At 72.6% G+C, this 18,773-nt stretch carries 17 protein-coding genes; 12 read left to right on the top strand and 5 right to left on the bottom strand.

What is annotated here, in order from left to right; translation table 11 throughout:
- Positions 1–134: 134 nt before the first annotated feature.
- Positions 135–785 (top strand): spermidine/putrescine ABC transporter substrate-binding protein, encoded by a 651-nt coding sequence (locus tag HUN59_RS13820; protein WP_174778666.1) that lies wholly within the window; start codon positions 135–137, stop codon positions 783–785.
- 25 nt (positions 786–810) lie between these two features.
- Here HUN59_RS13820 and HUN59_RS13815 read toward each other — a convergent pair whose 3' ends face one another.
- Positions 811–1,788, bottom strand: a complete 978-nt coding sequence (locus HUN59_RS13815; RefSeq protein WP_254629890.1) for a LacI family DNA-binding transcriptional regulator — start codon at positions 1,786–1,788, stop codon at positions 811–813.
- A gap of 62 nt (positions 1,789–1,850) precedes the next feature.
- Complete coding sequence (locus HUN59_RS13810) at positions 1,851–2,270, bottom strand: DUF3054 domain-containing protein (protein ID WP_058742251.1); 420 nt, start codon at positions 2,268–2,270, stop codon at positions 1,851–1,853.
- Between the two features lie 172 nt (positions 2,271–2,442).
- Between HUN59_RS13810 and HUN59_RS13805 the strand changes: the two genes are divergently transcribed.
- From HUN59_RS13805 to HUN59_RS13760, 10 genes are all read left to right on the top strand, one after another.
- On the top strand, positions 2,443–3,618 hold the full coding sequence (locus HUN59_RS13805) for an extracellular solute-binding protein (RefSeq protein ID WP_254629889.1): 1,176 nt from the start codon (positions 2,443–2,445) through the stop codon (positions 3,616–3,618).
- Entirely contained in the window at positions 3,615–4,676 is a 1,062-nt protein-coding gene (locus HUN59_RS13800; protein ID WP_254629888.1) for an ABC transporter permease, read from the top strand. Before HUN59_RS13805 ends, HUN59_RS13800 begins: the two co-directional genes overlap by 4 nt.
- Positions 4,673–5,503, top strand: a complete 831-nt coding sequence (locus HUN59_RS13795; protein ID WP_174778663.1) for an ABC transporter permease — start codon at positions 4,673–4,675, stop codon at positions 5,501–5,503. The genes HUN59_RS13800 and HUN59_RS13795 overlap by 4 nt, the downstream gene beginning before the upstream one ends.
- Positions 5,500–6,615, top strand: coding sequence for an ABC transporter ATP-binding protein (locus tag HUN59_RS13790; protein ID WP_174778662.1), 1,116 nt, complete (start codon positions 5,500–5,502; stop codon positions 6,613–6,615). Before HUN59_RS13795 ends, HUN59_RS13790 begins: the two co-directional genes overlap by 4 nt.
- On the top strand, positions 6,612–8,309 hold the full coding sequence (locus HUN59_RS13785) for an inositol monophosphatase family protein (RefSeq protein WP_174778661.1): 1,698 nt from the start codon (positions 6,612–6,614) through the stop codon (positions 8,307–8,309). Before HUN59_RS13790 ends, HUN59_RS13785 begins: the two co-directional genes overlap by 4 nt.
- A 120-nt stretch (positions 8,310–8,429) precedes the next feature.
- The gene (locus HUN59_RS13780) at positions 8,430–9,185 is read left to right on the top strand and encodes a hypothetical protein (protein WP_174778660.1); all 756 of its coding nucleotides are present in this window, start codon (positions 8,430–8,432) and stop codon (positions 9,183–9,185) included.
- Between the two features lie 51 nt (positions 9,186–9,236).
- Positions 9,237–10,304 (top strand): ATP-binding cassette domain-containing protein, encoded by a 1,068-nt coding sequence (locus HUN59_RS13775; RefSeq protein ID WP_174778659.1) that lies wholly within the window; start codon positions 9,237–9,239, stop codon positions 10,302–10,304.
- Positions 10,301–11,149: an ABC transporter permease gene (locus HUN59_RS13770; protein ID WP_217483555.1), complete on the top strand. Its 849-nt coding sequence runs from the start codon at positions 10,301–10,303 to the stop codon at positions 11,147–11,149. The genes HUN59_RS13775 and HUN59_RS13770 overlap by 4 nt, the downstream gene beginning before the upstream one ends.
- A gap of 45 nt (positions 11,150–11,194) precedes the next feature.
- Positions 11,195–13,180: an amino acid transporter gene (locus tag HUN59_RS13765; protein WP_174778658.1), complete on the top strand. Its 1,986-nt coding sequence runs from the start codon at positions 11,195–11,197 to the stop codon at positions 13,178–13,180.
- Positions 13,177–14,175, top strand: coding sequence for a DMT family transporter (locus HUN59_RS13760; RefSeq protein WP_174778657.1), 999 nt, complete (start codon positions 13,177–13,179; stop codon positions 14,173–14,175). The genes HUN59_RS13765 and HUN59_RS13760 overlap by 4 nt, the downstream gene beginning before the upstream one ends.
- On the opposite strand, the gene HUN59_RS13755 is transcribed toward HUN59_RS13760, so the two are convergent.
- On the bottom strand, positions 14,162–15,844 hold the full coding sequence (locus HUN59_RS13755) for a long-chain-fatty-acid--CoA ligase (RefSeq protein ID WP_174778656.1): 1,683 nt from the start codon (positions 15,842–15,844) through the stop codon (positions 14,162–14,164). The two genes, HUN59_RS13760 and HUN59_RS13755, sit on opposite strands and share 14 nt — an antisense overlap.
- A 59-nt stretch (positions 15,845–15,903) precedes the next feature.
- Between HUN59_RS13755 and HUN59_RS13750 the strand changes: the two genes are divergently transcribed.
- The gene (locus tag HUN59_RS13750) at positions 15,904–16,827 is read left to right on the top strand and encodes an oxygenase MpaB family protein (protein WP_058743199.1); all 924 of its coding nucleotides are present in this window, start codon (positions 15,904–15,906) and stop codon (positions 16,825–16,827) included.
- A 56-nt stretch (positions 16,828–16,883) separates the two neighbouring features.
- Here the strand turns inward: HUN59_RS13750 and HUN59_RS13745 are convergent, their stop codons facing one another.
- Positions 16,884–17,867 (bottom strand): aldo/keto reductase, encoded by a 984-nt coding sequence (locus tag HUN59_RS13745; protein WP_144802289.1) that lies wholly within the window; start codon positions 17,865–17,867, stop codon positions 16,884–16,886.
- A 227-nt stretch (positions 17,868–18,094) separates the two neighbouring features.
- Positions 18,095–18,661 carry a TIGR03086 family metal-binding protein gene (locus HUN59_RS13740; RefSeq protein WP_174778655.1) on the bottom strand — a complete coding sequence of 189 codons (567 nt, stop codon included), beginning with the start codon at positions 18,659–18,661 and terminating at the stop codon, positions 18,095–18,097.
- Between the last annotated feature and the right edge of the window lie 112 nt (positions 18,662–18,773).

Below are 18,773 nucleotides of genomic sequence, written 5' to 3'. Positions count from 1 at the left end.
CGCGCGTCCGACGCGGGAGCGCCCACCCCCTCTAGTGGGCGGGAACGGATGGCTCAGGCGGACGCGCGCCGCGGATTCCGCCCGCTCGCGCGCGGTCCCGGGGTGAACGGCGTGTCGCGGCCTACTGTTGAGGGATGGACGGCATCGACGGGCGTGTGCGCGGCGCCGTCGACGTGTGGCTCCGCTGGCTGCCGCGGTGGCAGATCGGGACCGCACGGCCGCGGACCCGGATCTGCCGGAAGTGCACCGGGTCGCCGATCGCCTCGGCGGCGGGCTTCGGGCCGGACGTCCCGCACGCCGTGCAGCACGCACTGATCGGGCGGATCTCGACGATCATCGAGGACGCCGTGGACGACTACACGGCGAAGAACCTCCCGCTGCTGCAGCGCGAGCTCGAACGGGCCGCGGCACGGAAGCGGCACGCGGGGTACCAGCCGACCGAGGGACTGTCGCCCGAGTTCCAGGGACTCGACGTCGACCCGGAACCCTCGGCGGGGGAGCCGTTCCTGTTCACCCTCGGCGAGTTGACCGGCACGGGCGCCGCGGAGCAAACCCCGCGCGAACCCCTGTCCGAGGAAGCGAAGGCCGCGCTCCGGCACGAGATCGCCCTGTCCGACGAGTGCGCCCGCGCGACCGGGACGGCCGTGTGCCTGGCGTTCGTGGAACACCGTCCGCGGATCGCCGAGGCCGTCGAGCGCCTGGTGGAACCGCAGATCGCGGCGCTCGTGTCGGACATGTTCCGCGGGTTCGACGGCCCGGAGGCCACTCGCGACGGCCTGTTCTGAGCAGGCAGCACCAGCGCGGCGATCGTCAGGTCACCGCGCGGAGCGTCCGACCCGGGATGACGGTGCCGCGGAGCGACCGGTGCTCGACCGGGCGCGAAGGGTCGTCGATGCGGCCGACGACGAGGTCGATGGCCTCACGGCCGATCCGCTCGATGGGCTGCTCGAGGGTCGTGAAGCCGATCCAGTCGTTGGCCAGCGGGAAGACCCCGTCGAACCCGGTCACCGAGAGGTCCTCGGGCACACGGATCCCGCGGCGGGACAGCGCGTCGCAGAGCTCGAGCATCAGCCGGTCGGTCGGGCACATCACGGCCGTGGCACCGGACTCGCGCACGACGTCCTGGACGTCCGCCGCCAGCTCGGACACCGGTCGGACGAAGCTCGCGTCGAGGTCGACCACGCGCACCCCGCGCTCCCGGAGCCGCTCGACCATCGCGTGGGTGCGAGCGTGCTGGGTCAGGGCGTCGCCGACCGGGACGGTGAGCACGACCGCGGTCCGGTGACCCGCTGCGACGACCGCGTCCGCGATCGTCGCGCCGCCGTGCGTCTCGTCGCAGTACACGCTCGACAGCGCCGGGTGCAGCTCGGGCCTTCCGGCGACGACCGTCGCGATGCGGGGCGCGAACTCGGCGATCTCCGCCGCGGGCATGAGGCCGCTGCAGACCACGAGCCCGTCGACGCGCATCGACACGAGGGCGGCCAGTGCGGACTTCTCGTCCTGCACGCGTCCGACCCCGGTGGTGGTCACGACGCGGTAGCCGAGCTCGGAGGCCCGCCGTTCCATCACGGCGTGCAGCGCGGTGTAGACCATCGACGAGGCGTCACGGACGAGCATCCCGATGGTGTGCGTGCGGCCGCTGACGAGCCCCCGCGCCATGGCGTTCGCGACGTACCCGAGCTCGGCCGCAGCACGTTCGACGCGCTCACGGGTCTCGTCGGAGAACCGTCCGGTACCGGACAGCACCCGGGACACCGCGGACTTCGAGACGCCCGCGCGGGCTGCCACGTCGAGGATCGTCGGTTGTGCGCCGCGCCCCCGGGGTTGCCGGTCGCCGTCGGCCTCGCCGCTCACCTGCCCGCCGCGGGGTGCCGGGTCCGGCGCGAGCGACGCGCGCCGGTGACCGCGGCCACGACCGCGCGCCACCCGACCAGGAACACGGCGAGGACGATCGTCGCGACGATCACGAACGACAGCGGGAGGGGGTCGCCGGAGACGTCCCCCTGACCGGTCAGCACGCGGAGCAGCAGCCCGACGACGACCGTGGCCACCCAGACGACCACGCCCGTGGGCCACACACGCATCGGCGCACGCCAGGCCCGGACGACGAGGAAGCCGACGAGCCACCCGGCGAGGAACGGGTACGCGGTCGTCCAGACGCCGGCGGCCGAGGTCGCCTCGCCGTGCGACGAACGCCCGATGGTCGCGAACGCGACGACCAGGACGACGTCGACGACCGCAGCGGTCCAGGTACGGGTGCGTGCGTGCATGCCGTCATCATCGCAGGCTGCGCAGTGGGCCGGAGCCTGAACGTCCCGGTACGTCGAGTTCACCGGGTGGCGACGTCTCCGGCACCCGTCGTTCACCCGGGGTCGCCACACTCGACCACCGTGCGGGAACGTTCCCGCACCTCCCGACCCCACGAACCAGGAGACCCCCGACGTGAAGACACGAGCCGTGCACCCCCGGTCCCTCGCCGGCATCGCGATCGCCGCCACCGCAGCCGTCGCCCTGTCCGGCTGCGTCCAGAGCGCGAACGCCTCGAGCGCCGGTGACGACGCGAGCACGGGCACCACGAACCTCACCGTGTTCATCAGCGGCGACACCAACGTCCAGGCACTCTGGGACGGGTCGCTCATCCCCGCGTTCGAGAAGGCCCACCCGAACGTCCACGTCTCGACGAGCATCGACCTGCACGGGCAGCACGACGCCCAGACCCAGGCGAACCTGGCCACCGCGGTCAAGGCGGACAAGACCGTCGCGTACGACCTGGTCGACGCCGGCTGGGTCGCCACCGTCGGCAAGGCCGGGCTCCTGTCCACGGTCAGCGCCAGCGCGATCCCGAACCTGAAGAACGTCCCCGCGGCGACGAAGCGTCAGGGCGGCGACGCCGCGATCCCGTACCGGGCGTCGAGCGTCCTGCTCGCCTACGACACGAAGAAGGTCACCGACCCGCCGAAGACCCTCGACGACCTGCTGGCGTGGATCGAGCAGCACCCGGGGGAGTTCGCCTACAACTCCCCGGCGTCGGGCGGCTCGGGCGGCGCGTTCGTCATGACGGTGCTCGCGAAGTACATGTCCAAGGCCGAGCAGGCGACGATGCAGACCTCGTACGACAAGTCGCTCGAGTCGAAGTGGGACGAGGGGTTCCAGACCCTCAGGGACCTCGGCCCGTCGACGTACCAGAAGGGCGTGTACCCGAACGGCAACGACCAGGTCCTGCAGCTCCTCGGCTCCGGGCAGATCGCCATGGCCCCGGTGTGGAGCGACCAGTTCATCACCGCGCAGAAGGCCGGCACGATCGGCAAGGACGTCGCCTTCACGCAGATCTCCGACCCGTCGTTCACCGGGAGCGCGAGCTTCCTCGGCATCCCGAAGACCGAGCCGGAGGCCAAGAAGCAGGCCGCGGAGGAACTCGCCGACTTCGTCCTGTCGTCGAAGGGGCAGCAGCTCGTCGCGAGCGCCGTCTCCGGCTACCCGGTGGTCCCGCTCGACTCGCTCCCGAAGTCGGTCGCCCAGCAGTTCGCCGACGCCGACCCGTCGACTCTCCGCCTCGGCTTCCAGAGCCAGTTCGCCGCCGACATGAACGCGGCGTGGGACGCGAAGGTCCCGCAGTGACGCAGGTGACCGACCGGGAGGCCCGTGGCGACTCCGCCACGGGCCTCCCGCCCGCCCCGTCGCCGGCTCCGTCGCCGGCTCCGTCGCCGGCACTGACCGGCCGCACCGGTCCGTCCCGGCCCCCGCGCCCGCAAGCCGGTCCTCCGCCGGAGGAGCGCCGCCGTCGGCGCCGCGCCGCCTGGACCGGGCTCGCGCTCGTCGCCGCCCCGGTGCTCGTCGTCGTGCTCTTCGTCGGCGTCCCCGTGGTGAACGCCGGACTGTTCTCGCTCGGCTCCACCGGCGGCCTCAACCAGGCGCTCGCCGACATCGGGCAGGACACCGTGCACGGGTTCTCGTTCGCGGTCTACGGCGCGCTGCTCGGCGACCCGGTCTTCCGCCGCGACCTGGTTGCGACGCTCTGCGTGACCGCGCTGTCGACCGGCCTGACGGTCGCGCTCGCGGTCGTCGTCGCGGTCGTGCTCCGGCTCCGCGGCGGTGTGGTCGGGTCGACGCTCAGCGTCCTGGCGGTCGTGCCGATCTTCGTGCCGGTCGTCATCGCGAGCTGGTCGGTGCTGACCTTCACGGACGGCCAGGGGTTCGTCAGGAGCCTCGGCGCACAGGTCGGGCTCGACCTGCCGGTGTGGGGGTACACCCTGGTGGCGGTCGTCTTCGGCAGCGTCTGGACGAGCCTGCCGTTCGCGGTGCTCATGATCGCGGGTGCGCTGCAGGGCGTGCCCGACGCGCTCGTCGACGCGGCCCGGGACGCCGGCGCGGGGACGTGGCGGGTGGTCTTCCGGGTGCTCCTGCCGATGGCCGCGACCCCGCTCGTGATCGCGACGACCTTCACGGTGATCGGGGTCCTCGGGTCGTTCACGGTGCCGTACTTCACCGGCCCGAACGCCCCGTCGATGCTCGGTGTCGACATCGCGAAGTACTTCCAGGCGTACAACCGCCCGCAGCAGTCCACCGCGATGGCGTTCGTCGTGTTCGCCTTCGCGGCCGCGGCGAGCGTCTTCTACATCCGCTCCACCGTGCGGGCGAACGCACGGGAGCTCGCGACGAAGGGAGCAGCACGATGACGCAGCACGGCGGGACGATCCGGCGCGCCACCGGGACCGCGCTCGTGTGGGCCACCGCGGCCGTGCTGGCGGTGTTCATCGCCGGCCCGCTCCTGTGGCTCGCGGCCCGCGCGTTCGCGACGAGCTGGACCTACCCGAACCTGCTGCCGGACGGGTGGACGCTGCGCTGGTGGACCACCGTGTTCGACGACCCGGGGCTCGGCGTCGCGGTGCAGAACTCGCTCGTGCTCGCCCCGCTCACGGTGGCCATCGCGGCCGTGGTGTGCCTGCCGGCGGCGTGGGCGATCAGCCGGATCGACTTCCCGGGGCGTCGGGTGGTGCTCGTCGGGCTGTTCGCGACGAACGCGTTCCCGAAGATGGGCCTGTTCGTGACGATGTCCGCGATGTTCACCGCGCTCGACCTGATGAACACCGTCGCGGGGATCCTCATCGTGCACGTCCTCGGGTGCGTGGTGTTCATGACGTGGTTGCCCGCCGCCGCGTTCTCCGCCGTCCCGCGCTCCCTCGAGGAGGCCGCCCGCGACGCCGGCGCCGGCCGCTGGCGCACCTTCACGACCGTCACGCTGCCGATCGCGTGGCCGGGGATCCTGGTCGCCGTCGTGATGTCGTTCCTCGCCTCGTTCGACGAGGCCCAGGGCACGTACCTCGTCGGCGCCCCGACCTACATGACGATGCCGACCGAGATGTACTCGCTCGTCCTGAACTCGCCGCGGCAGGTCTCGGCGGTGTTCGCGATCGCGCTGAGCATCCCGTCCGTCCTGCTCATGACCCTGGCGCGGAAGCACGTCATGGGCGGCCGTCTGGCGGACGGCTTCCAGATCCGATGACCGACACGACCACCCAGAAGGGCGACCAGATGACGGACGCACCCTTGCTCACGGACCGCGCCACGCGCCTCCCGGCCGGATCCCTCGACCCCGCGCAGGACCGCAGCAAGTCCACCGGACTGTCCGTGCACGGTCTGCGGAAGACCCTCGGCGGGCGCGACGTCGTCGCCGGCATCGACCTCGACGTCGCACCGGGCGAGCTCGTCTCGCTGCTCGGGCCCTCCGGATGCGGCAAGACGACCACGCTCCGGATGGTCGCGGGGTTCCTGACGGCCGACGCCGGCGTGGTGACCATGGGCGACCGGGACGTGACGACCCTCGGGCCGGAGCGCCGGCCGAGCGCGATGGTGTTCCAGAACTACGCGCTCTGGCCGCACATGACGGTCACGCAGAACGTGGCGTTCCCGCTCCGCACCCGTCGCGTGCCGAAGGCACAGACGTCGGAGCGGGTGCGCGCCGCGCTCGAGCTGGTGGGGCTGACGCACCACGCGACCTCGAAGCCGACCGCGATCTCGGGTGGCGAGCAGCAGCGCGTCGCGCTCGCGCGCGCGGTCGTGCAGGAGCCGGACGTGCTGCTCCTCGACGAGCCGCTGTCGAACCTCGACGCGAAACTCCGCGTCGGTGTGCGCGACGAGATCCGGCGCATCCAGCAGCGCCTCGGGATCACGACCGTGATCGTCACGCACGACCAGGACGAGGCGCTCAGCATCTCGGACCGGATCGCGGTCATGCACGACGGTCGGATCGAGCAGATCGCGACGCCCGCGGCGCTCTACGCCCGACCGGCCACGCTGTTCGTCGCCGGCTTCATCGGGTCCACGATCACGGTGACCGGTCGGTTCCTGACCGGGACGCCCGCGACCGTCGGTGCGGACGACACGGTGCTCGTCCGACCGGAGCAGGTGACGCTCTGCGAGGACTCGCCGCTCCGCGCGACCGTCGCGCGCGTCCTGGTGCGCGGGCACTTCGCCGAGGTCGTCCTCGCCGCGGACGACGCCGAGCTCCGGGCGTACGTGACCGGGCCGCCACCCGCGGTCGGGAGCGAGACCGGCGTGCGGCTGGGCGAGGTCCTGGTCTACCGTGCCGGCCTGCTCGCCGAGGTGGTCCGGTGACCGCCGCGCAGCGCGCGGCCGACGTGGTCGGTCCGGTCGCGTCCGCCGTGTCCGTCCCGGCGGTCGGGTCCGCCGCGTCGGACGACGTGGTCGGGTCCGCCGCGTCCGTCGCGGTGGCACCCCCTGGTCCGGCCGGGAGGCACGGTGCCCGTCCGCCACGCCTCGTCGCCCACCGCGGTGCGCCGCGGGTCCGGCGCGAGAACACGCTCCCGGCGGTCGCCGTCGCGGCGGCGCTCGGCGCGGAGACGATCGAGGTCGACGTCCGACGCACGGCGGACGGCGTCGCGGTCCTGCTGCACGACGAGACCCTCGGCCGGATGTGGGGCGACGCCCGCCGCGTCGCGGACGTCGACTGGTGCGACGTCGCCCGGCTCGGCAACGGGATCGACCGCATCCCGCGGCTCGACGCCGTGCTCGAACGGCTGGACGGCGAGTCCACCACGCTGCTCGTCGACCTGACCGACCCGGAGGACGCCGTCGTCGCCGCCCGCACGGTCGCCGGGCACGGCGGGTCGGTCCCCGTCGCCTGGTGCGGCTCGGTGCCGGCGATGGTCGCGGTGCGCTCGGTGCTCCCGGACGCCGACGTCTGGTTGGCGTGGGAGTCGCTGCTGCCGCCCAGGCCCGAGGACCTCGACGAGCTCGCACCCTCCACGCTCAACCTGGAGCTCGCGTTCCTGACGCCCGACACCGTCACCACGGCGCACGCCCTCGGCCTGCAGGTCTCGGTGTGGACCGTCGACGAGGCCGAGCCGGCCGCCTGGGCCGCCGCGCAGGGCGTCGACTCGATCACCACGAACGACGTCGGCCTGGTCCGGGCGGCGGTCGAGGCCGCCGCGCGCCGCGCACCGGACGCCGGGGACCGGGAGCCGACCGAGACCGAGGTCGCCTCGCGGGCGCAGGCGCTCGCGCACCGGTTGGCGCACGAGGTGATCGCGTTCACGCGCGAGCACCCCGTCGGCGAGGTCGCGACGAAGGCGCACGTCGCGGACCTCGTGACCGACGTCGACCGGATGGTCGAGCAGTTCGTCCGCTCCCGGGTCCGCAGCGCGTTCCCGACGCACGGCTTCACGGGCGAGGAGTACGGCGCGTCCCCCGGCGACCGCCACCGCTGGTACCTGGACCCCGTCGACGGCACGACGAACCTGGTCAACGGCGTGCCGTGGACCGCGATGTCGCTGTGCCTGGTCCGGGGCGGACGTCCGCTCGTCGGGGTCGTCGCCGACCCGTGGCGCGGCGAGGTCCTCGAGGCCCGGCGGGGGCGCGGCGCGGTGCTCCGGGAGCGCCCGCTCCGGCTCGACGACGTCCCGCGCTCCCTCGCCGGGGCCGTCGTGGGCACCGAGCTGGACGGTCACCGGCCGTGGCCGGGCTTCGAGGCGTTCCTGCGCGCCCTCGCCGACCGGTCGTGCACGCTGCGGGTCCAGGGCTCGGGCACGATGACGATCGCCCAGGTCGCCGCGGGTCGGGGCGTCGGGGGCTGCGTCGGTGCGTTCTCACCGGTCGACCACGGTGCCGCGGTGCTGCTCGTGCACGAGGCCGGTGGCGTCGTGCTCACACGGGGTGGTCCCGTCGACGGGTTCCCGCCCGAGGGGGAGCCGTTCCTCGTCGCCCACCCGGGCGCCGCGGACGAGCTGCACGCGGTGTGGAAGGCGGCGCTCGCCGCGGGGTCGGCGGCGGGTCGGGGCGCGTCGAGCTGAGCGGGCGAGGGCTCTCGGCCGACTCTGTGCGTGCGTACAGTCAGCGGTCGTCGCCGCTCCCTAGGGTGGCAGTCCACGGCACGTCCCGACCGGGCCGTCCCGCACCGAAGGAGCATCGCCATGGGATTCCTCGACCGTCTGCTCGGCCGTCCCGACCGGGACCGCCAGACGCCGGACCAGTGGGGGCAGCCGCAGGCCGGACAGCCGCAGTGGGGGCAGCAGCAGTGGGGGCAGCCGCAGCAGCCCGCGCAGCAGCAGGGGTACCGGTACGGGCAGCAGTCCTACCAGGTCCCGCCGCAGCAGCCGGACGCCAGGGGAGCGGGCGGGACCGCCGAGGACGAGCGGGCCGTCGAACGGTACCGCTACCTCCTCCGCACGGCACCGCCGGAGCGCATCGAGGAGGTCCACGCCGAGGCGTTCGCCACCCTGTCGCCCGAGCAGCGCCGGATGGTCTACGACGAGTTCACCCGGTCGGCGCCCGCCGGCGAGGCCCCGCGCGGGGACGACCCCCGTTCCCTGGCCCAGGCGGCGACGCGATCCGAGATCCGGCAGCCCGGGTTCATGGAGCGGTCGCTCGGCGGGATGGGCGGCGGTGCCGGCGCGATGGGCCAGCGCGGCGGTCCCTCGTTCGGGAGGATGATCGGTGCTTCGATCCTCGGCACGGTCGCCGGCTACGTCATCGGTTCGGCGATCATGAGCGCCTTCCTGCCGGACGCGGGATCGTTCGACGGCGGTACCGATGCTGCGGGTGACGGCGGTCCGGAGGACACTGGTGCCGAGAACGCGTCGTACGACGACGGTGGCGGCTCCGACTTCGGGGGCGGCGGCGGCTTCGACGACTTCGGTGGCGACATGGGCGGCGGATTCGACGTCTGACGCCGAGGCCACCGACCCTCCGACACCGAGCATGTCCGACGAAGGAGCGGCATGGCAATCATCGAGGCCTCCGGGCTGACCAAGACGTACCGGTCGAAGTCCGGCCCCGTGCACGCCCTGGCCGGGCTCGACCTGTCCGTGCCCGAGGGGACCGTTACGGCGCTCCTCGGGCCGAACGGCGCGGGCAAGACCACGACCGTCAAGGTGCTGACCACCCTGGTCACGCCCGACTCCGGCACCGCGACGATCGACGGCGTCGACGTCGTGGCCGACCCGCAGGCCACCCGGCGCTCGATCGGCGTGTCCGGGCAGTACGCGGCGGTCGACGAGAACCTGACCGGGTTCGAGAACCTCGAGATGATCGGGCGGCTGTACCACCTCGGTCGCCGGACGGCGCGGCAGCGGGCGCGGGAGCTCATCGAGGTCTTCGACCTGGCCGAGGCCGGGGACCGCCCCGTCAAGGGCTTCTCCGGCGGCATGCGACGGCGCATCGACCTCGCTGGTGCGCTCGTGATGAACCCGCGCGTGCTGTTCCTCGACGAGCCGACCACCGGCCTCGACCCGCGCAGCCGCCTGGCGCTCTGGGGCATCATCGAGGGCCTCGTGTCGGACGGCGCGACCGTGCTGCTCACCACGCAGTACCTGGAGGAGGCCGACCAGCTCGCCGACGACATCGCCGTGATCGACGACGGCACGGTGATCGCCGAGGGCACCGCCGACGAGCTCAAGGCCCAGGTCGGCGGCCACCGCGTGGTCGTCACGCTCGTCGACCCGGCCGACGCGGACGCGGTCCACACGGTGCTGCAGCGGTACGGGGTCGGCGCGGTCGAGACCTCCGGCGACCGCCGGACCTCGGGCATCGCGGTCGAGGCCGGTCCGGCCGCCCTCCAGCGGGTGCTCGCCGACCTCGGCGCCGCCGGGATCGAGCTGCACGACGCGGGCATGCGGCGCCCGACCCTCGACGACGTGTTCCTCCGGCTCACCGGGCACGCCGCGACGGCGGACGAGGCGGCGGCGACCGGCGGGGCGGGGCCGGGGCGGTCCTCCCGGCGGGGTCGCGGTGACCACGGCACGACGTCGGCCGACACGGCGGACCAGGCTGCGGAGCGTGTCCGGTGACCGCCGTCGGCACGGCGTCCGGACGCCAGCTGCCCGTCGTCGTCACGTCGCCCGTCGCGGTCTGGTTCGAGGACGGCTGGACCGTCACGAAGCGGAACCTCGTGAAGATCAAGCGGTCCCCGGACATGCTCGTGTTCGCGGTCCTGCAGCCGATCATGTTCGTGCTGCTCTTCAGCCAGGTCTACGGCGGCGCGATCCAGGTGCGGGGGACGGACTACACGCAGTTCCTGATGGCGGGGATCTTCGCCCAGACCGTCGTGTTCGGGGCGACGTTCTCCGGGTCCGCGATGGCGCAGGACCTGAAGGAGGGGCTGATCGACCGCTTCCGGACCCTGCCGATGTCGGCCTCGGCCGTGCTGGTCGGGCGGACGAACTCGGACCTCGTGCTCAACGGGATCTCGATGGTGATCATGATGGCCACCGGCCTCGCCGTGGGGTGGCGGGTGCAGTCCGCGCCGCACGAGTTCCTCGCCGGGGTCGGGCTGCTGCTGCTCTTCAGCTACGCGTTCAGCTGGGTGATGGCACTGCTCGGGATGAGCGTGAAGACCCCGGAGGTCATCAACAACGCCTCGTTCATGATCCTGTTCCCGCTGACGTTCATCTCGAACGCGTTCGTGCCGAGCGAGACGATGCCGCTCGTGCTGCGCGTGTTCGCGGAGTGGAACCCGGTGTCGTCCCTCGTGCAGGCCGCGCGTGAGCTGTTCGGGAACGTCGGGACGGCGCCCGTGCCGGACGTCTGGACGATGCAGCACCCGGTGCTCACCGTGCTCGTCGGCATCGCCGTGATGCTCGCGGTCTTCGTGCCGTGGGCGGTGGACAAGTACACCCGGATCAGCGCGAAGTAGACCCGTGCTCCCGCGGACCACCGGGACCGCTTACCATCGTCTCTCGTGACAGCGACCGATGCCGAGCGCGCCGCCCAGAGCGACGCCACCGAGCAGGCCCCCGACCGGAGCACCAGGCTCCGTCGCTGGATGCTGCACGGAGCCGACCAGGGGGCCTCGCACCAGGGACCGCACCAGGTCGAGGTCGAGAAGACCCACCCGTGGTGGCGGGTCATGTGCCTGACCGGCGTCGACTACTTCTCGACGCTCGGGTACCAGCCGGCCATCGCGGCCCTCGCCGCCGGGCTGCTGTCCCCGATCGCCACCATCGTGCTCGTCCTCGTGACCCTGTTCGGTGCGCTCCCGGTGTACCGCCGGGTCGCGCAGGACAGCTTCAAGGGTGCCGGCTCGATCATGATGCTCGAGAAGCTCCTGCCCTGGTGGGCGGGGAAGCTCTTCGTGCTCGTGCTGCTCGGCTTCGCGGTGACCGACTTCATGATCACCATGACGCTGTCGGCCGCCGACGCGACGGCGCACATCGCCGAGAACCCCTTCACGCCGCACTGGTTCACCGACATCCCGGTGCCCCTGACGCTCGCGCTCCTCCTGCTGCTCGGCGTCGTGTTCCTCCGCGGCTTCAAGGAGGCGATCGGCATCGCCGTCGGGCTCGTCGCCGTGTACCTGACGCTCAACGCCGTCGTCGTGGGGGTCGCGCTCTGGCACGTGTTCGAGCGTCCCGTCGTGGTCGACGACTGGTGGACCGGCCTCACCACGCAGCACAGCAACCCCCTCGTGATGATCGGCATCGCGCTCGTGGTGTTCCCGAAGCTCGCACTCGGCCTGTCCGGCTTCGAGACCGGCGTCGCGGTCATGCCGCAGGTCCGCGGCGACGCGGCCGACGGCACGAGCGCACGCCCCGAGGGCCGCATCCGGGGGACGCGTCGCCTGCTCACCACCGCGGCGATCATCATGAGCTCGTTCCTCATCACGTCGTCGATCGCGACGACGTTCCTCATCCCGCAGCGCGAGTTCCAGCCCGGTGGGCAGGCGAACGGTCGGGCCCTGGCGTTCCTGGCGCACGATTACCTCGGCAACGTCTTCGGCTCGGTGTACGACTTCTCGACGGTCGCGATCCTGTGGTTCGCCGGTGCGAGCGCGATGGCGGGCCTGCTCAACCTGGTGCCCCGGTTCCTGCCCCGCTACGGGATGGCGCCGCAGTGGGCCCGTGCGACGCGTCCGCTCGTGATCATCTTCACGCTCATCGCCTTCGCCATCACGATCCTGTTCGAGGCGAACGTCGACGCGCAGGGCGGGGCGTACGCGACCGGTGTCCTCGTGCTCATCACGAGCGCCGCCTTCGCGGTGACGCTGTCCGCGCGCCGGAAGCAGCAGCGGAAGCGCGTGGTCGCCTTCGGGGTCATCACCGTCGTGTTCGTCTACACGACCGTCGCGAACATCATCGAACGGCCGGACGGCGTCCGGATCGCCGCCGTGTTCATCGTCGCGATCGTGGTCGTCTCGCTGGTCTCCCGCGTCCGCCGGTCGTTCGAGCTGCGGGCGTCCTCGATCGAGCTCGACGCCGTCGCCCGGCAGTTCATCGAGGCCGACGCCGACCAGTTCAGCGCCGTGTGCATCATCGCGAACGAGCCGGGTGCCGGCACCGCTGCCGCCTACCAGGCGAAGGGACGCGAGGAACGACGCGACTCCGGCATTCCCGCCCGCGTGCCGACCATGTTCCTCGAGGTGCTCCCCGCCGACTCGTCGGACTTCGAGGAGGACCTGCTCGTCGAGGGCCACGTCGTGCACGGGCACCGCGTGCTCAAGGTGCGCTCGGGCAACGTGCCGAACACGATCGCGTCGACGCTGCTCGCGATCCGGGACATCGCCGGGGTCGTGCCGGGCATCTACTTCGAGTGGAACGAGGGCAACCCGATCCGGAACGCGATCCGGTTCGTCTTCACGGGCGTCGGTGACGTCGCCCCGGTCACGCGAGAGGTCCTCCGCGAAGCCGAACCGGACGTGAACCGGCGGCCGACCGTCCACGTGTCGTGACCGACGGGGCGGTCGTGCACCGCGCCTCCCGGCCGCTCGGCGGGTCCGTGGCGGTGCTCGTCGCCGCCACGGTGTGGGGCACGACCGGCACCGCGACGCACTTCGCCCCCGGGGTCCCGGCGTTCGTGTTCGGGGCCGTCACGTTCGGGCTCGGCGGACTCCTGCTCGCCGCGACGACCGGTCGCCCGGCGGTCCGCGCCCTCGGCCGGGCGGGGACCCGCGGCTGGGTGCTGCTCGGCGCCGCGTCGCTCGTCGTCTACGCGGTGGCCTTCTACGCCGCGCTCGCCGACGCGGGGGTCGCGCTCGGCACCACGGTCGCGATCGGGTCGTCGCCGGTGTTCGCCGGGCTGGTCGAGTGGGTCGCCGACCGTCGGCGCGTGACCGGCAGGTGGGTCCTGGCGACCGTGGTGAGCGTCGCCGGCATGGTGCTCGTGACGCTCGCACGCTCCGAGGCCGCGGGCTCCGGGGCGCTGCTGGTGGGGCTCGCGAGTGCACTGCTCGCCGGGCTGACGTACGCGACGTACTCGTGGGCGGTCGCGCGCGGGATGCACGCGGCCACGCGGACCGTGCCCGTGCCGGTCCCTGCGCCGGAGCCGGCGCGCGGACCGGGCGTCGGTGACGCGCGCGGCGTCCTGGGTGCGGTGTTCGGGCTCGCGGCGCTGCCGCTGGTCGGCCTCGCCCTGGTCGCCGGTCGGGACACGCTCGTGCTCGGGGCGAACTGGCCGGTGTTCCTCTACCTGGCGCTCGTGCCGACGGTGCTCGGGCACTCCCTGTACGCCGTCGGACTCCGGAGCGTCAGTGCCTCGGTCGCGACGCTGCTGTCGCTGTTCGAGCCGGTCGTCGCCGCGGTGCTCGCCGTGCTCGTCGTCGGGGAGCACCTCGGCATGCTCGGATGGGTGGGCATCGCCCTCGTGGTCGGCGGTCTGGCGCTGCTCGCGCTGCCGGGTGGACGCCCGGCAGCGCGGGAGCGATCGATCCGCGTCAGTTCCCGGTGATCTGGTCGCGCACCTTGCGCCGGAGCACCTTGCCGATCATCGAGCGCGGCAGGTCCTCGACCACGACGATCCGTCGCGGCACCTTGTAGGCGGCGAGCTGGTCGCGGGACCACGCGCGGAGCGCCTCGGCGTCGAACGTCCCCGGGTCCTTCGGCACGACGGCCGCGACGACCTGCTCGTTGCCGCCCTGCGTGATGCCGACGACCGCGACCTCGCGCACGCTCGGGTGCTTGAGCAGGGCGTCCTCGACCTCGGACGGTGACACGTTGAAGCCGCCGGTGATGATGAGTTCCTTGAGCCGGTCGACGATGCTGACGAAGCCGTCGGCGTCGATCGACACCACGTCACCGGTGCGGAACCAGCCGTCCGGGGTGAAGACCTCGTCGGTCGCCTCGGCCTTGCCCCAGTACCCGCGGAACACCTGCGGGCCCTTCACCTGGAGCTCACCGGCCTCGCCCGTGCCGAGCACCTTCGTCGGGTCGTCCGGGTCGACCACACGCGCCTCGGTCGACGAGAGCGGGAGACCGATCGCGCCGAGTCGCCGCTCCGGGGAGACCGGGTTCGCCATCAGCACGGGGGAGCACTCGGACAGGCCGTAGCCCTCGACGAGGTACCCGCCGGTCCGGGCCTCCCACGGCTCGACGACGTCCTGCGACAGCGGCATCGCGCCGGAGATGCCGATCTCGATGCCCTGCAGCGACACCTTCGCCGAGTCGGCGGCGTGCTGCAGGCGCGTGTAGATCGGCGGCACGGCGGGCAGGAACGTCGGCGGGTGCTTCTTCATCGCCTTGAGGACGAGGGCCGGGTCGAACGCCGGGAAGAGCACCAGGCGCGAGGCCATGCTCATCGCGAAGGTCAGGCAGAGCGTCAGGCCGTACGCGTGGAACATCGGCAGCACCGCGTACACGGTGTTGTCGCCGCGGCGGATCTGCGGCACCCATGCACGGGACTGCGCGGCGTTCGCGAGCAGGTTCCGGTGGCTGAGGACCGCGCCCTTCGGCACCCCGGTGGTGCCGGACGTGTACTGGATGAGGGCGACGTCGCTCGTCGCCGGACGCGGGTGTCGCTTCGACAGCTTCCGCGTCGACACCAGGTCGTCCCACTTCGTCGTGCCGCGCACGTTCGTGGTCAGCTTCGCGCGGGACTCCCGCGCCTTCGCGACCGGCAGCGCCAGGGCGAGGCGCGTCGTGCGGGGCATCGCACGGGTCAGGTCGACCGAGACGATCGCGTCCACGGCGACGTCGGCGGGGAAGTCCTGCAGCGTGGCGACCGACTTGTCCCACGCGATCGCGACCTTCGCGCCGTGGTCCTCGAACTGGTGCCGGAGCTCGCGGGCCGTGTAGAGCGGGTTGTGCTCGACGACGATCGCGCCGAGCCGGAGCACCGCGTAGAACGCCACGACGTGCTGCGGGCAGTTCGGCAGCACGATGGCCACCCGGTCGCCCGCCGTGACGCCGAGCTTCCGCAGCCCGTTCGCGGCGCGCAGGATCTGCTCCTGCAGGTCCGCGTAGGTGGTGGTCCGGCCGAAGAACTCGAGCGCCACCTTCCCCGGGAACCGTGCCGCGGACTGCTCCACGATGTCGGCGAGGGAGCCCGTGGGCTCCTCGATGTCGTGCGGGACCCCCGGGGCGTACGAGGCAAGCCAGGGACGAGGCGTGTCGATGCTCACCCGGCCAACCTACCGGCGGGGTGCTGCCGACTGTCAGGGGCACGACGGACGATGGGTGCATGCCTTCCGTGTCCGACGCGTTCCGCACCCGCCTCAACGACACCTTCACCAACGGCGCCACCGAACGACCCGAGTGGATCGACGCCCTCGAGCAGGGCTCCGACGCCGGCTTCTTCGGGCCTGGCTCCGCCACCTGGGCCGTGCACGGCGGCAACCACACCGTGCTCGCGGGCGTCCGCGCGCTCCTCGTGCAGGCGCTGCACCCCGGCGCCCTCGCCGGCGTCGCCGACCACTCCCGCTACCGCGAGGACCCGTTCGGACGCCTCGCCGGCACCATCCGCTGGATCTACACGGTCTCGCACGGCGACACCGAACAGGCCACGCACGCCAGCCAGTGGGTGCGGAAGCTGCACGAGCGGGTGGTCGGCGAGTACGTCGACGGGCACGGGGTCACCCGGCCGTACGCCGCGAACGACCCGGACCTGGCCCGCTGGGTGCACCTCGCGTTCACCGACGCGTTCCTCCGCAGCGCGCAGGTCTGGGGAGCGCCGATCCCCGGCGGAGCCGACGCCTACGTCCGCGAGTGGGCGATCGCCGGACGCCTCATGGGCGTCGACGACGCGCCCGAGTCCGAGTCCGAGCTCCGCGCGCAGATGAACGGGTACCTCGACCGCGGCGAGCTCAAGGCCGACGCCCGCACCCACGACGTGGTCCGGTTCATCAAGGACCCGCCGCTCGCGCGGCTGCTGCGTCCCGGTTACCGTGCGCTGTTCGACGGGGCGGTCCTGTCGCTCGACCCGCGGCACCGCTCGATGCTCGGCCTGCGGACGCCGGCCGTCGGCCCGGTGGCCCTGCCCGTCCGTCAGGTCGCGGGCGTGGTGCTCGACGGGATCGGTGCGGTGCTCGGCAACACCCCCGGATCGGAGCGCGCAGCGCTCGTCCGCATCGCCCGCCTGCAGGGCGCGTCCGACGCGACCGACTGACGGACCGGAGGCACGGTGCCAGCCGACACCGTGCCTCCCGTCCGTCCCCCGGTGCGTCAGAAACCGGACGGCACCCGCGGTGTGTAGGCGGACTCGAGTCGCGACACCTCGTCCGGGGTGAGCTCGATCGCGGTCGCGGCGACCGCGTCGTCGATGTGGTGCTCCTTGGTCGCGCCGATGATCGGTGCGCTGACCGCGGGCTTCCCGGCGACCCACGCGAGGGCGATCTGCGCCATGCTCGCGCCGCGCGCCTCGGCGACCTGCTGCACCGCGTCGACGATCGCGCGGTTCGCGGCCTCGTCCTGGCGGTAGAGCGTCTTGCCGAACTCGTCGGTGTCCGCGCGGCTGCCGGAGCCCTGCGCGTCCCAGGGGCGGGTGACGCGACCGCGGGCGAGCGGGCTCCACGGGATCACGCCGACACCTGTCGCCTGCGCGAACGGGTGCATCTCGCGCTCCTCCTCGCGCTCGAGCAGGTTGTACTGGTCCTGCATGCTGACGAACCTCGTCCAGCCGTTGCGCTCCGCGACGTGTTGCATCTGCGCGAACTGCCACGTCCACATGCTGCTCGCGCCGAGGTAGCGCGCCTTGCCGGCCTTGACGACGTCGTGCAGCGCCTCCATCGTCTCCTCGATCGGCGTGTGCGGGTCGAAGCGGTGGATCTGGTACAGGTCCACGTAGTCCGTGCCGAGGCGGGTGAGCGAGGCGTCGATCTCGTGCATGATCGCGGCGCGGGACAGCCCGGCGCCGTTCGGGCCGGGGCGCATGCGGTTGAAGACCTTGGTGAAGACCTGGACCTCCTCACGCGGAGCGATCTCCTTGAGGAGCGTGCCGGTGATCTCCTCGCTCGAGCCCGCGGAGTACACGTTGGCGGTGTCGAACGCGGTGATGCCGGCCTCGTACGCGCGGCGGACGAAGGGCCTGGCGTCGTCGATGTCCACGCTCCACGGGTGCGCGCCCTGGTCCGGCCGGCCGTACGACATCATGCCGAGGACGACCCCGCTGATCTCCAGGCCGGAGGCTCCGAGGCGCGTGGTCGGCACGCGGGTGCTCGGGGTGCTGGGGTCCGGGTTGCCGGGGCCCGGGTCCTCGTTCGCGTTCGTCGAGCGGGCGGTGGCGTCCGTGGTCGAGCGGGCGGTGTGTGCTGTGTTCTGGTCGGGCTGGTCGCTCGTTCCGCCCGCTCGGCGCGAACGGGCGGAATCCGCTGCGTCCAGGTCGTCGTGGTCGTCCGTTTCGCCCGCTCGGCTCGAACCGGCGGAAGTTGCATCGCTCATGCGTTCACCCTGGCATCGCGCCCTGTGACGGCGAGCAGGCGGACCTGCAGCGGAGCGTCGTCGTCGACGTCGACCGGGGCTGCGTAGAGGCCGGTCGCGGCGAGGTCCTCGATCTGCGGCTCGAAGTACTCCCACACCGCGCGGACGAGATCGTCGGGGAGCGTCTCGTCCGAACCGGTCGCCCGTGCCAGGTCCCAGGTGTGGATGGCGATGTCGCTCGTCTGCTCGGTGAGGTACTGCCGCGCGCTCACGACGTCGGTACTCAGGTGTACCGGGACGTCAGCGGGCGAATTCCGCCAGGCCTCGGTCGCGTTCGCCGCGTACTTCGCCCACTCGGCGGGCAGGTCGGCGCCGATCGGCTCGAGGTCGGCCTCGGCCTGCGCGTAGTCGCACCCGGTCAGGAGCTTCGGGATCCACCGCTGCTCGTCGATCACGTGTGCGACGAGGTCCCGGGTCGTCCACTCGGAGTCGGGGGTGGGGGCGTCCCAGTCGGTGACGGCGTCGACGCGGCGGCCGAACTCGGCTGCCGCGAGGGCCTGCAGCGCGATCCAGTCGGTGGCCATGATGGTGCTCCTGTTCGTCGGGAGGGGTCGTCGGTGGTCGACGTCTGTCCGGTCCTGGTGGAACGGCCGGCGTGAGCGGGCGATTCCCGTCGTTCATCGGTCACGGTACGCC

The organism is Curtobacterium sp. Csp2 (assembly GCF_013347165.1).
Note: the sequence above shows the minus strand (reverse complement) of the source record. Positions and strands in the feature narration are given on the sequence as shown.

What these genes read in the sequence shown, in the direction of transcription:
- HUN59_RS13795 (WP_174778663.1), top strand. Translation starts at nt 4,673, where the DNA reads ATGACGCAGCACGGCGGGACGATCCGGCGCGCCACCGGGACCGCGCTC.
- HUN59_RS13780 (WP_174778660.1), top strand. Translation starts at nt 8,430, where the DNA reads ATGGGATTCCTCGACCGTCTGCTCGGCCGTCCCGACCGGGACCGCCAG.
- HUN59_RS13790 (WP_174778662.1), top strand. Translation starts at nt 5,500, where the DNA reads ATGACCGACACGACCACCCAGAAGGGCGACCAGATGACGGACGCACCC.
- HUN59_RS13740 (WP_174778655.1), bottom strand. Translation starts at nt 18,661, where the DNA reads ATGGCCACCGACTGGATCGCGCTGCAGGCCCTCGCGGCAGCCGAGTTC.
- HUN59_RS13775 (WP_174778659.1), top strand. Translation starts at nt 9,237, where the DNA reads ATGGCAATCATCGAGGCCTCCGGGCTGACCAAGACGTACCGGTCGAAG.
- HUN59_RS13810 (WP_058742251.1), bottom strand. Translation starts at nt 2,270, where the DNA reads ATGCACGCACGCACCCGTACCTGGACCGCTGCGGTCGTCGACGTCGTC.
- HUN59_RS13750 (WP_058743199.1), top strand. Translation starts at nt 15,904, where the DNA reads ATGCCTTCCGTGTCCGACGCGTTCCGCACCCGCCTCAACGACACCTTC.
- HUN59_RS13820 (WP_174778666.1), top strand. Translation starts at nt 135, where the DNA reads ATGGACGGCATCGACGGGCGTGTGCGCGGCGCCGTCGACGTGTGGCTC.